The sequence below is a fragment of the Lentzea terrae genome (assembly GCF_003265345.1).
Classification (GTDB): domain Bacteria; phylum Actinomycetota; class Actinomycetes; order Mycobacteriales; family Pseudonocardiaceae; genus Lentzea; species Lentzea terrae.
Map to the genome: position 1 here is coordinate 247649 of NZ_QFWW01000023.1, position 12811 is coordinate 260459.

The window sequence follows — 12811 nt, forward strand, 5'->3', positions numbered from 1 at the left end:
AACCTGACGCGCGATGGGCGCGCGCAAACTCCTCCTCCGACTCCCGGCCTGGTTCCGGTTCACGGTGATCACGCTCGCGGTGTTCGTGTGCGGGGTGGTCGCCTCGCGCCCGGCGAGCGGCGACAGCGGGGCTCCACCCAGCGCTGACGTGATCGCCGCGGCCAACGCCGTCCACGCGTTCGTCGAGCCGTCGGCCACGCACGACCCGCACCTCAACCTGCCGTCGGACTTCGCGCAGGAGACGGGCCGTGACCCCAAGACGATCACGGCGCCGGACGGGACGTTGCGGGTCGTCGACTCCTCCGGTGGCTGTTCTGGTCCGGCGGGCGACACCGAGTGGGACTTCAGCGCCGCGTGCCGCGCCCACGACCTGGGATACGACCTGCTGCGCTACGCCGACCACAAGGGCCAGCCGCTCGGGCAGTACGCGCGCAAGGCGCTGGACGACCGGCTGGCGACCGACCTGCACACGCAGTGCCGGCTGAACCCCCGCGGCGCGGAAGAGACGTGTCACGCGGTGGCCGAGACCTACGCGCTGGGCCTCAAGTTCAACTCCTGGCGGCAGCGCTGGGGTGCGCCCGGCCACGAACCCGTGGTGGCGTGGGCGTTCGGCAGCGCGATGGTGGTGTTCCTGCTGCTGGCGCGCCTACATGGTCGTCGCCGCGAGGAAGTGCCCCCAGCGACCGCTCCTGTTCAGCAGGACCGGTACGCGACCTTCCTGCGGCTGTTCAGCCTCGCACTGCTCGTGCTCGGCGAGACCGTCGCGACGCTGGCTCATTTACGCGGTGCCGGCACGCCGTGGCTGTGGGCGTTGCAGGCGGTGCCGTTGTTCTTCTTCGCGGGCGGGCACGCGAACCTGCGCTCGTGGCAGGCGCACGAGGGCGGCTTCGGCTGCTGGGTGTCCAGCCGGACGTCGTGGCTGCTGCGGCCGGTGCTCGCGTTCGTGTTGCTGTGGGTGGTGTTGTTCGCGGCGTTGAACCTGCTGGACGTACGGGTCGACGCGTACAGCCGGCTGATCACGCACCCGTTGTGGTTCCTCGGGGTCTACCTGCTGGCGGTGGCCGCGACGCCCGCCGCCGCGTGGCTGCACCAGCACTTCCGCCGCACCGCGCCGTTCGTGCTGATGCTGGTGACGCTGGGCGTCGAGGTCGCACGGACGTCCACCGACTGGAAGACCGGCGGGTACGTGAACCTGATCGTCGGTGCCCTGCTGATGCAGCAGATCGGGTTCTTCTACGCCGACGGCACGTTGCAGAAGATCTCCCGGCGGGTGCTGGCCGCGCTGGGCGCGATCACGTTGCCGGCGCTGGTGTTCTTCAGCGACTACCCGCGCTCGATGATGGTGCTCGGGGTGGCGCAGGTGTGCCTGGCGCTGCTGGCTCGCGGCCGCGTCACGACGTGGCTGGAGGGTCGCTCCTGGCACGTCGTGAACTTCGCGCGCCGGGCACCGATGACGGTCTACCTGGCCTATCTGGCCGGCGTCGGCGCGGTGGTCGGGCTGCTCGGCCTGTCGCAGGCGCCTATTTGGCTGGTGTTCCTGCTGGTGCCGCTCGTCCTGCTGTTTCACCGGTTCGAGGCGCGGCTGGTCATGTTCCCGCGCCTGTCGCACGAGTCGCACCGCACCCGACTCGCGACCGCGATGGGCGTGTCGTTCGGGACGCTCGGCGTGCTCGGGTTCGTGGTGAGCGGGTTCCTCGGCGACGGGACGCTGGTGCTGCTGCCCGTCGACCCGCTGCAGAACCTCATCCACCTCCTGCTCGGCTGGTACCTGATCCACACCGCCCGCACCGGCAGCTGCGACACCCGCCTGCCGTGGCTGCTCACGGCGCTGGCGTGCGTTCCGCCGATGCTGGCGCTGGATCCGACTCCTCCGGTGGTGGTGCTGCACGCCGCGGCGATCGGGCTTGCACTGCTCGGAGCCATCCCCAGGTCACGGCCGCGCACACCGGCAGCCACAGCAGTCGTTGCCACACCCAGCCCGGATGCTCTGGTTGCTGCTGCAGCCCCGGCAGCGGGCCCCACGCACTGAGTGCCAGCGTCACGGTGATCAGCGCGCTCTGGTGCGTCAGGAAGATCCCCAGCGCGCGTTTGTTCAGCCACCGCACGGGTTTCGCGGTACCGAGCCGGGTGAGCCACGGCGCGATCGTGAGCACCAGGCCGATCTGGGCGAACGCCAGAGCGAGCGTGGCGTAGTTCGGCGGGTTCAGGTTCGAGACGGCCGCGCCGGGGATGCCGACCGCCGACGTCGGGTAACCGCCGAAACTCGTCAGCAGTGCGTATCCGATGACGCCGATGGCGAGCAGCGGCGGTCCGGGAATCTTCCTGCGGGCCAACGAGTAGCCGAGCTGCCAGGCCGCCCACCACACCGCGTACGGGACCACCAGCACCAGCAGGACCGGGACGAGCACACCCCACGAGTACTCGTCCAGCTTGCGCACCAACGGTTTCAGCGCGAGCAGGACCAGGTAGACGCCCAGGAACCACAGCGGGGTCGTGACCAGGTAGCCGATGTTGTAGGCGGTGGCCTGGTCGACGCCGCGCATCGACAGTCCGAAGAGGACAGCTGTCCAGGCGCCGAGCATCAGCAGCGTTGGTACGGCCAGCTGCTTGAGCCTGGTGAGGAACGAGGTCTTCGAATGGGCCGCCGCGTAGCCGCCGACGAAGAAGAACAGGCCGAGTGTTTGCAGCACCCAACTGATCGGCGTCAGCTCGGGTAAGTGCTTGAGCGGGCTGTCTATGTACATACCGGTGGGCGTATCCACCAGTGCGGTCACGAGCCAATGCCCGAGCACGACGGTGACGACCGCGATCGCCCGAACCGAGTCGATAAAAGGATTCCTCACAGCGATTTCTCCCCAGATGCAATCCGAACCAGAGCAGCGAGCGTCTCGCTACCCGGTTCGTAGTAGGTGTCGTGCTTCCCGCCCTCGAACCGCAACACCGTGGCCCCAAAGCCATCGCTCGTCGGATCCGTGCCGTGCCCGAGGTCGAACAGCCGCACGTTCGGCACGAACCGCATCCAGTCCCCGCTGGACCGGATCGCCCAGACCTTGGCCCGCGTCCCCAGCTCCGACACGGAACCCGTCCGCACACCAGGACTGCCGGTGAACACGATGTCGTCCACGTTCAACTCGTGCGCCGCGAGCGCCACCACCACCGAGCCATAACTGTGCCCGAAAACGTGGATCCGTGCGTTGGTGTGCAGTGCGCGCACGAACTCCACAAGCGCAGAAGCTCCTTGGCGCGCAAGGCCTCCGGTGGCCGCGTCCACCCCGAGCCCCTGCGGCGTCCGATATCCGAGCCACGCGATCACCGCGAGGTCGTCGCGGTGCGCCTGCTCGTACAGGTTGGTCGCCATCTTCCCGACGGTCCGGTCGAACCGGTCGACGTCCACGTCGGAACCCGGCACGACCACCACGACGTCGCGTGCGGTGGCGAGGTCACCGACGATCGCGACCCGGCGGGCGACGTCGCCGCGCCACTCGGCGATCGACGGCGCGACCGCCGGAACAGCGATCAGCAGGAGGAACAGGACGGCTCGGCGCATGAACCGAAGCTAGGAAGACGACGGACGCCGATTCGTCCCTCTGACGTGCTGTTTTACCGCCGCTACCCCGGTACTACGAGCCCGCTCTCGTAGGCCGCGATCACGGCCTGGGCGCGGTCGCGGAGGCCGAGTTTGGTGAGCACGCGGCTCACGTGCGTCTTGACCGTCTGCTCGGCCAGCACCAGGTGCGCGGCGATCTCGGTGTTCGACAGGCCCTGCGCGATCAGCACGAGGATCTCGGTCTCGCGTTCGGTGAGGACGGTCAGCTGCGCGGGCCGGACGCGTTCGGTGCGCCGGGACTTCACGAAGTCCTCGATCAGGCGCTTGGTGATCGACGGCGCCAGCAGCGCGTCGCCTGCGGCCACCACGCGGACGGCGTTGAGCAGCTCGCGGGCAGGCGCGTGCTTGAGCAGGAACCCGCTCGCACCGGCCTGCAACGCCTCGTAGACGTAGTCGTCGAGGTCGAACGTGGTCAGCACGAGCACCTTCGTGGACACCGACCCGTCGAGCAACAGGCGCGTCGCGGTGAGTCCGTCCATTTCGGGCATGCGCACGTCCATCAGCACGACGTCCGGTTTGACGTTGCGCGCCAGTGCGACGCCCTCCAGGCCGTTGCCCGCTGCCCCGACGACCTCGATGTCCTCCTGGGCGTTGAGCAGCGCGGAGAACCCCTCGCGCACCATCTCCTGGTCGTCCACCACGACCACCCTGATCACTTGTCCCCCAACGGAATCCTTGCCCGCACCATGAACCCGCCGCTCTCGGTCGACTTCACGGTCAGCGTGCCGCCGTGCACCGCGACCCGTTCGCGCATGCCCACCAGGCCCTGCCCACTGCCGCCGCCCATGGACGGTCCCCCGGCGGTGTTGATCACCAGCACGTCCAGCTGGCCCTCGTTCTTGTGCACGTGGACGGACGCCTTCGAGCCGGGCGCGTGCCTGGTGGCATTCGTGAGCGCCTCCTGCACGATCCGGTACGCGGTGAGCCCGACCGCCTCCGGCACGTCGTCCACGTCGACCTCGGCCTCGTCACCAGGCCTCGCCAGTTCGGGGATGCGGCTGATGCCCGGCTGCGGTTCCCGTTCCGGCTCCTGGCCGTTGGTCCGCAGCACGCCGAGCAGTCGTTGCATGTCGGTGATGGCTTCGCGTGCGGCCGTGCCGAGTTCCGCGAACTCCTGTTCGGCTTCCTCGTTCAGTCCCTTGAGGCGATAAGGCGCGGTCTCGCACCTGACCACGATCATCGACATGTGGTGCGCCACGACGTCGTGCATCTCGCGCGCGATGCGGGCACGTTCCTCGAGAGCGGCCTTGGCGGCCCGTTCCTCCTCGAGTTCCTGTTCCGCCCGGCCGCGCGCACCGAACATGTACACGGCACCTGCGATGACCGGTATGTAGAACCCGATGGTGTGGTTCTGGTACTCGGAGAGCTGGTGCAGCAGAACGCTGATCGCGGTGACGGTGATGACGATGCCGCGCGAGTAGAAGGCGGCGACCGCGACCAGCAGCGGCGCCGCCGTCCAGTACTGGAACGGTGCGACACCGGTCCAGTCGACGAGCCCGCTGACGAAGTAGAACCCTGCGGCGGCGAGTCGCCACGCGTACAACGGCGACCAGATCAGCAGCACGTACGGACCGAGGGTGGCGAAGAAGATGAGCACCCACCAGCCGTCACCCTGCACCGTCGCACCTGGGCTGTCGACGTACTGGACGCTGCCGATGATCGCCCAGATGAACGCATAGATGATCAACGCGGCGAACGCGGGGACGCGGAACCTGTCGAGCGTCCTTGCGAGCACTCGGGTGCGATCGGGACCGAACACCGTTCGGTACAGCGTGCGAAACACCACCCGATGCTAGGTGGATTCGCTGATTCCCACATTGACCTGCGGAGTGACATACCCCGGTAGCACTCTGATCAAGATGGGGCATTGCGAACGCGTCACACCGCGCGGTAGGCAGTACCTGTGAGACCACCACAGGATCCAGATCGCTGGGCACGGCTGACCGCCGTGGCCGGTGAGGCGCTGGCTGCGGCCAGGGCCGGTGAGGACGCTGTGGCGGTGGACCTCGTGACCGGCTACCTCAGCGGGTCGCCAGAGGGCAACGAGGAGATCCGTGAGCTGGTGCTGCTGCTGTTCGCCGAGTGCAGCAGCATGGTCGGCGCGCTCGGCTCCGGCGGCGCCACGCCGGTGAAGATGCAGGTCTTCGACGAGGAGGGCCGCGAGGTCCAGATCGACGACGCGGACCCGCCCGTGCGCACCGCGATCCGCGCCCTGCTCGCCGAGGTGCACGGCGACCAGGAGGCGGCCTCGGAGCAGATCGAGATCGCCCTGGCCAACGGGGCCCCGCAGGAGCTCGCGACCGTGGTCCTGCAAGCCCTGCGGTGGACCCTCAAGCTGGCGATCGAGTGCGAGACGCGCGACCTGCCCATCGCGCCGTGGATCACCGCGTCACTGGACGACCAACCCTGACGTGCAACAGGGCGTCCACGCCGTCCAGCAGGTGCTGGTCGAGCGGGAAGTAGCCCATCCTGAGCTCCGTGTCGGCGCGGGTCCTGCCCTGCGGCTTGTCCTTCGTCATGCCCCAGGTGGTGAATCGGCTCTGCAACTGCCCTTCGAGGGTGTCTTTGTCCGGTTCACCCAGCCCGAAGCTGTCGTTGCGGCCGAGCGTGCCCGCGATGACCGTGTACTGGTCGCCCAGGACCGGCGCCACGAGCGCGCCCGCGGAGAACCACTCGACCCGTTCCCCGGCCATCTCCATCGAACTGCTGGTGCGCTGCAGGTGAGCGTTGTGGGCGAACACGAACGTCGGCCCCCTGCCCGCCTCGGCCCTCCTGATCTCCAGCAGGTTCCGCGCCATCACCCCGTCCCGCATCTGACAAAGGCGGTTCAGCCGCACCCCCAACGGGTTCGGCTCGGCGCACTCCCGGTGGTACCGCAGCAGGCTCAACCCGGCGACCAGGTGCGTTTCCGCGCGCTCCCAGGCCTCGTCGACCTTCTTGTGCCGATGCAGCTGCTTGAGCAGCTCCGTACCGATCTCGCGCAGCCTGACGGCCTCTTCGGACCTGCCGGGTGACTTGGTCAGGTCCAGCACCGCCTCGTCCCGGCTCCACTTCTCGTCGTCCGTGCTCAGGTCCACCTCCACACCGAGGTAGTCACGAGCGTGCTCGAGGTAGGGACGAGGGCTGGGCGCGCTGGCCGTCTCGGTCTGGAAGTCGAACCCGTAGAAGCTCAACCGGTCTTGCTCCGCTTTGTCCGCGTTGTACTCCCGCATCCACGCGACCAGTTCGCGGTTGGCCGGCCAGTTCTCCCCGAACGTGTGGGAGAACCCTTCCTTCATGACCGCGTCGAGGTCGCCCGCCCCACCGTGCACGTAGTCGTTGACGAGCATCCCCCGGATCCGGCAGCTCTCCAGTGCGATCGACCGGAAACCGCAAGCCGCCAGCTGCTCGAACAGCTCGTTGCGCACCCACGTGTGCGCGTGCTCCAGATGCGTCGGCTCGCCGAACGCCAGCAACTCGGTGAAGGGGCTGATGAACTCACGAATGTCCTGGCTCATGTAGTTGAACCGTAACATTGAAAGCTCTGTTGAGACTTTCGCACGGATCTAGCCGTTGATTGCGCCTAAAGTCTCAACCGTGCGTCCCTCCGACCTGGCCCGCGAACACGGCCTCTCCACCCAAGCCGTGCGCAACTACGAGGAGTCCGGCTTCCTCCCACCCGCCGAGCGCACCCCGTCCGGCTACCGCGTCTACACCCCGGTCCACGCCGCCGCACTACGCACGTTCATCGCCCTGATCCCAGCCTTCGGCCACGCCCGAGCCGGCCAGATCATGAACCTGATCCACACCGACGCGCTGGACGACGTCCTGCTCACCATCGACCGCGGCCACGAACAACTCCTCCGCGACCGCGAAACCCTGAACTCAGTCAGCCGAGCCGTAGCCGACCTCACCGACTTCGAGCCCAGCCGCCACCCACGCTCAATCGGCGAACTGGCCCGCCGCCTGGACCTCAGCCCCGCAACCCTCCGCGCCTGGGAAACCGCAGGCATCCTCGTCCCCACCCGCGAACCAACCGGCCACCGCACCTTCACCGCAGCAGACGTCCGCGACGCCGAGTTGGCCCACCTCCTGCGCCGAGGCGGCTATCCCTTGGCACGCATAGCTTTGGTGGTTTCGCAGATCCGCACCGCAGGCGGCACCGACACGTTGGTCGACGCCCTGACCGACTGGCGCCACCGCCTGACCGCACGAGGCCTGGCCATGCTCGCCGCCTCCGCCCAACTCAACGAGTACCTGACCATCCGGGACGCTTAGGCTGAGCCGCATGCGCACAGCTCTAGTCGGCTACGGTCTGGGCGGGGCAGCCTTCCACGCCCCTTTCATCGCGGCGACCAACGGCCTAGAACTCTCCGCCGTGGTAACCGCAAACCCGGCCCGCCAAGCCGAGGTGCGCTCCCGCTACCCGGAAACCCTCCTGCTGTCCTCTCTGGACGAGGTCTGGTCCGGCAACTTCGACCTGGTGGTCATCACCACCCCGAACCGCTTCCACGCAACCCACGCCCGCCAGGTCCTGGAACACGGCCTCAACGTGGTGGTCGACAAACCCTTCGCAGGCTCAGCAGCAGAAGCCAGAGCCCTGGCCTCAATCGCCTCGTCCCGCAACCTGATGCTCGTCCCGTTCCACAACCGCCGCTGGGACGGCGACTTCCTGACCGTCCAAAAGCTCCTCTCCTCGAACTCCCTGGGCGCGGTGCACCGCTTCGAGTCCCGCTTCGAGCGCTACCGCCCAGAAATCAAGTCCTCCTGGAAAGAATCCGGCGACCCGGCCGACCTGGGCAGCATCCTCTTCGACCTGGGCACCCACCTGGTAGACCAGTCTGTCGCCCTCTTCGGCCGCCCCAAGTCCGTCCACGCCGAAATCACCACAGTCCGCCCAGGCGCCAAAGCCGACGACGACGTCTTCCTCTCCTTGTCCCACGAAAACGGCGTCCGCTCCCACCTCTGGATGAGCGCCCTGGCCGCAGACCAGGGCCCGCGCTTCCGAGTCCTGGGCCACGACGCGGCCTACGTGAAGCACGGCATGGACCCGCAGGAAGAACGCCTCAAGGCAGGCGAGGCCCCAGCGGGACCGGGCTGGGGCGAAGAACCGGAGTCCGCGTGGGGCACCCTAAGCGGCAAACCACACCGCACCGAACCAGGCTCCTACCAGGATTTCTACGCCTCAGTGGCCGCCGGTGTGGCCCCGGTGTCACCACAGGACGCAGTGACGGGCCTAGAGGTGATCGAGGCAGCCAAACAGTCGGCCGCAACAGGCGATTCCGTATCGATCTAACGCCCCCGCGAAGGCCAAGCCGAGCGGCGAGGCCGAGGGCGAGCCGACCCGATGGCGCAGCCGAGGCACGGCGAACCGACGACTCACCCCCAACAGCTGAGACAACCTACACACCCGGCACACGCACCAACGGCGGGTACAACACAGCAGCCGCCCCTCGACGAAACAACGCCGCCGGCCGCCCCCCATCCCGAGTGGTCGACTCCCCAGTAGCCTCCAACAACCCCTCCACCCCAGTAACCTTCCGGTGGAAGTTCCGCGGGTCCAGCGAAACCCCCCACACGATCTCGTAAACCCGCCGCAACTCAGCCACAGTGAACTCGGCCGGACAAAACTCCGCCCCCAACGGCGTGTACTCCAACTTGGCCCGAGCCCTCTCCACCCCATCCGACAAGATCCGCGCGTGGTCGAACGCCAACGCGGACACCTCGGACACCGGCACCCATGAGGCCGCAGCGGCATCTGTGCCGGCGACCGGCACCGGCAGGTCCGGCGCCAACGCCAGGTACGCCACCGACACCACCCTCATCCGCGGATCCCGGCGCGGCTCCCCGTACGTGGCGAGCTGCTCCAGGTGCAGCCCGGCCACCCCGGTCTCCTCGACGAGCTCGCGTGCAGCCGCGGCGTCGACCGACTCGGCAACCTGAACAAACCCCCCAGGCAACGCCCACCGCCCCCGAAACGGCGCCTCCCCCCGCCGAACCAACAGCGCACACAGCGCGTCAGACCGCACGGTCAGCACCACGAGGTCGACCGTGACCGCAAAGGGAGGGAAATCACTTGGCGAGTACACATCCACGAGTATAGGCTTATCGTCAGATCGACGACAAGCACACCGAGGAGACCCCCATGGCCGACATCAGCAGCTACCCCGGACTCAGGCACCTCAGAGGAGCCCCCACGGTCCACATCAGACACATCAGGAAGGGCAAGGTCATCCACGAAGGCACCGGCCTGAGCTTCTGGTTTCGCCCCAGAAACGCAGTGCTGAGCGAAGTCCCGGTAGACGACCGCGAACTCCCGATGCTCTTCCACGCCAGAACCAGCGACTACCAGGACGTGACAGTCCAGCTGACCATCACCTACCGCTGCACCAACCCGGAAACCACGACAGCGAGGATCGACTTCTCGATCGACCCGGACACCGGAACCTGGCGCCAGGACCCGCTGAGCCAGATCGCCAACACCCTCACCGAGAGCACCCAGCAACACGCCCTCAAGATCCTCGGCACCCTGGACCTGGAAACCGCCATCAAAACCGGCGTGGAACGGGTCAAGCAGCAGGTAGCGGAGAACCTCAAAGCAGACCACATCGGTCTGGAGATCATCGACGTCCGCGTGGTCGCCATCCGCCCGGACGCCGACCTGGAGAAGGCCCTCCAGACCACCATCAGGGAGAAGGTTCAGCAGGAAGCCGACAAGGCCACCTACGAACGCCGCGCGATCGCCGTGGAACGTGAGCGCGCGATCAGCGAGAACGAGCTGCAGAACCAGATCGAGCTGGCAAAGCGAGAAGAACTCCTTGTCGTACAACGAGGAGCCAACGCACTCAAGAAGGCGGAGGACCACGCGAAGGCCAGCCGAATCGCCGACGACGCCAAGGCAGAAGGCATCCGCAAGCTTGCAGAAGCCGAAGCAGCAGGCGAGAAGGCCAGGCTGGACGCCTACAAGGAGATCCCTCAAGCAACCCTCTACGCCCTGGCAGCCAAGGAACTCGCCGGCAACCTCCCCGAGATCGGCAGCATCACCCTCACCCCTGACCTGATCCAGCCGATCCTCGCCAGGCTCGCGCGATGAGTCTCGCCCCGAGAATTGTGCTGGTGCACCGGCGCACCGAGCTGACAGAGTTGCTGGCACGGCATGGCACGCGGGGCCAGGTCGAGTTCTTCCTGAAGTCCCGCAACCGAACCCTGGACGAGGTGGTGGACCGTGACGAGCAGACCCGCAAGGCGCTGGGAGAGGTCAGCGCCGCCATCCCGCTGGACTGGCGCCGCGGCGTGGTCGAGAGGGAAGACCTGTCGCGGTTCCTGTTCGCGCCCGAGGACGTAGTCGTCATCGTCGGGCAGGACGGGCTGGTCGCCAACGTCGCCAAGTACCTCGACGGCCAGCCCGTGATCGGCATCAACCCGGAGCGAGGTGTGCTCGCGAAGCACGCTCCCCAGGACACCGAAGAACTCCTGCACAACACCGGGAACACCGAAGACCGCACGATGGTCGAGGCGAGGACGGACGACGGCCAGACGCTCCAGGCGCTCAACGAGATCTACGTCGGCCACCCGAGCCACCAGACCAGCCGGTACCGCATCCACAACGAGCGCCAGGCGTCGTCCGGCATCCTCGTCGGCAGCGGCACCGGCGCCACCGGCTGGTGCTCGAGTGCGCACCGGGAACGGAAAAGCGCCATCAGCCTCCCGCACCCGACCGAGCCCAGGCTCGTGTGGTTCGTGCGGGAGGCGTGGCCGTCGCCGAGCACTGGCATCGAGCACACCGAAGGCGAGCTCACCCGTGCACCGCTCGACATCGACGTCGAGTCCGACGGGCTGGTGGCGTTCGGCGACGGCATCGAGAGCGACGTGCTACGCCTCGGCTGGGGTCAGCGGCTGAGCGTCGGACTCGCCTCCCGCCGGCTCCGCCTCGTGTGCTGAGCCGATCACCAGCAAGCAAACTCCCGACAGCACGGCACCACAGATCAGGTACACCGCGACGGCCCAGGTTCCGTAGCCCAGCAACGACGTCGCGACGAACGGCGCCAGCCCACCCCCGAGCACGGCGCCGAGCTGGTAGCTCACCGCCACCCCGCTGTACCGCACGCGAGTGCGGAACAGTTCGGCGAAGTAGGCGGCCATCGGCCCGAACAACGCACCCGATCCGATGAAGCCGAGCACGATCGCCGCGGTGAACCACTGCGCGTCCATCAACCAGAACATCGGGAACGCGAAGGCCGCCTGGAACACCGCGCCACCGAACATCACGGGCAGCCGCCCGATCCGGTCCGACATCCAGGCGAACACGGGCACGGCGACCACCTGCGCGAGCCCTCCGAGCACCTGCGCCACGAGGAGATCGTCCGGAGACAGCCGCAACGCGGTGCGGCCGTAGTTGATGGTGAACACCGACAACACGAAGATGAAGATCTGGAAGCCGAGGTTCACGCCCGCGCCGAGCAGCAACACCTGCCACCGCGTGCGCACCACCTCGGCGAGCGGCGCCCTGGACTTCTCCGCCGATGCGAACCGCGGGCTTTCCGTCACCCGCAGCCTGATGTACAGACCGATGCCGACCAGCACGATCGAGAACAGGAACGGCAGCCGCCAACCCCACGTCAGGAAGCCGGGGCCGGACACCCGCGACGACAGGTACATCGCGAGGTTCGCCAGCACCAGACCGATCGGCGACCCGATGAAGACCCAGCTGCCGTACCAGCCCCAACGGCCCGGCGGCGCGTGCTCGACGGCCATCAGCGACGCCCCGCCCTGTTCGCCGCCCATGAAGAAGCCCTGCACGATGCGCAGCAACACCAGCAGCACCGGCGCCGCGATGCCGATCGAGGCGTAGGACGGCAGCACGCCGATCAACGCCGTGGCCAGTCCCGTCACGGAAAGGGTGATCACGAGCATCGCGCGGCGGCCGAGCCGGTCACCGAGGTGGCCGATCACCGCGCCGCCGAGCGGCCGGGCCACGAAACCCGCGCCGAACGTGGCGAACGCCAGCAGCACGCCGACGCGCGAGTCGAACTGAGGGAAGAAGATCTTGTTGAACACCAGCGCTGATGCTGTGCCGTAGAGCAGGAAGTCGTACAGCTCGATCGTGTTACCGACCGCCGACGCGAAAGCTACTTTGCGTACCCCCGTCATCGTTCCAGCCTGGACGAGGGATTGACACTGCGCAATGGTCCGGTCACCCTTCGTCATACGTTCCTACTGCTCAGT

General features: G+C 67.6%; 12 protein-coding genes and 1 pseudogene. 6 read left to right on the top strand and 7 right to left on the bottom strand.

All coding sequences use genetic code 11. From position 1 onward, the window contains the following. Positions 1-13 precede the first annotated feature (13 nt). Positions 14-475: pseudogene (locus DI276_RS52460) on the top strand (hypothetical protein); the annotation flags it as partial. A 1345-nt stretch (positions 476-1820) separates the two neighbouring features. Here DI276_RS52460 and DI276_RS52465 read toward each other — a convergent pair. The 4 genes from DI276_RS52465 to DI276_RS28820 form a co-directional block, all read right to left on the bottom strand. After that, positions 1821-2843 (bottom strand): acyltransferase family protein, encoded by a 1023-nt coding sequence (locus DI276_RS52465; protein ID WP_112268994.1) that lies wholly within the window; start codon positions 2841-2843, stop codon positions 1821-1823. Further along, complete coding sequence (locus DI276_RS28810; protein ID WP_112268996.1) at positions 2840-3547, bottom strand: alpha/beta hydrolase; 708 nt, start codon at positions 3545-3547, stop codon at positions 2840-2842. The genes DI276_RS52465 and DI276_RS28810 overlap by 4 nt, the downstream gene beginning before the upstream one ends. Before the next feature lie 62 nt (positions 3548-3609). After that, a complete protein-coding gene (locus DI276_RS28815; RefSeq protein ID WP_112268998.1) occupies positions 3610-4263 on the bottom strand; it encodes a response regulator in 654 nt (217 codons plus the stop codon). After that, the gene (locus tag DI276_RS28820) at positions 4260-5390 is read right to left on the bottom strand and encodes a sensor histidine kinase (protein WP_112269315.1); all 1131 of its coding nucleotides are present in this window, start codon (positions 5388-5390) and stop codon (positions 4260-4262) included. Before DI276_RS28820 ends, DI276_RS28815 begins: the two co-directional genes overlap by 4 nt. A 120-nt stretch (positions 5391-5510) precedes the next feature. On the opposite strand from DI276_RS28820, the gene DI276_RS28825 reads away from it, so the two are divergent. Continuing rightward, positions 5511-6017, top strand: coding sequence for a hypothetical protein (locus tag DI276_RS28825; RefSeq protein ID WP_112269000.1), 507 nt, complete (start codon positions 5511-5513; stop codon positions 6015-6017). On the opposite strand, the gene DI276_RS28830 is transcribed toward DI276_RS28825, so the two are convergent. Then, positions 5989-7104 carry an erythromycin esterase family protein gene (locus DI276_RS28830; RefSeq protein ID WP_112269002.1) on the bottom strand — a complete coding sequence of 372 codons (1116 nt, stop codon included), beginning with the start codon at positions 7102-7104 and terminating at the stop codon, positions 5989-5991. The genes DI276_RS28825 and DI276_RS28830 overlap by 29 nt on opposite strands. Before the next feature lie 79 nt (positions 7105-7183). Between DI276_RS28830 and DI276_RS28835 the strand changes: the two genes are divergently transcribed. Beyond that, the gene (locus DI276_RS28835) at positions 7184-7864 is read left to right on the top strand and encodes a TioE family transcriptional regulator (protein WP_112269004.1); all 681 of its coding nucleotides are present in this window, start codon (positions 7184-7186) and stop codon (positions 7862-7864) included. A 10-nt stretch (positions 7865-7874) separates the two neighbouring features. Next, entirely contained in the window at positions 7875-8882 is a 1008-nt protein-coding gene (locus tag DI276_RS28840) for a Gfo/Idh/MocA family protein (RefSeq protein WP_112269005.1), read from the top strand. Between the two features lie 106 nt (positions 8883-8988). Here DI276_RS28840 and DI276_RS28845 read toward each other — a convergent pair whose 3' ends face one another. Then, positions 8989-9675, bottom strand: coding sequence for an NUDIX hydrolase (locus DI276_RS28845; protein WP_408610589.1), 687 nt, complete (start codon positions 9673-9675; stop codon positions 8989-8991). Between the two features lie 56 nt (positions 9676-9731). Between DI276_RS28845 and DI276_RS28850 the strand changes: the two genes are divergently transcribed. Further along, the gene (locus DI276_RS28850; RefSeq protein WP_112269009.1) at positions 9732-10679 is read left to right on the top strand and encodes an SPFH domain-containing protein; all 948 of its coding nucleotides are present in this window, start codon (positions 9732-9734) and stop codon (positions 10677-10679) included. Then, positions 10676-11527, top strand: coding sequence for a diacylglycerol kinase catalytic domain-containing protein (locus tag DI276_RS28855; protein ID WP_112269011.1), 852 nt, complete (start codon positions 10676-10678; stop codon positions 11525-11527). Before DI276_RS28850 ends, DI276_RS28855 begins: the two co-directional genes overlap by 4 nt. On the opposite strand, the gene DI276_RS28860 is transcribed toward DI276_RS28855, so the two are convergent. Beyond that, complete coding sequence (locus DI276_RS28860) at positions 11459-12736, bottom strand: MFS transporter (protein WP_112269013.1); 1278 nt, start codon at positions 12734-12736, stop codon at positions 11459-11461. The genes DI276_RS28855 and DI276_RS28860 overlap by 69 nt on opposite strands. Positions 12737-12811 lie beyond the last annotated feature (75 nt).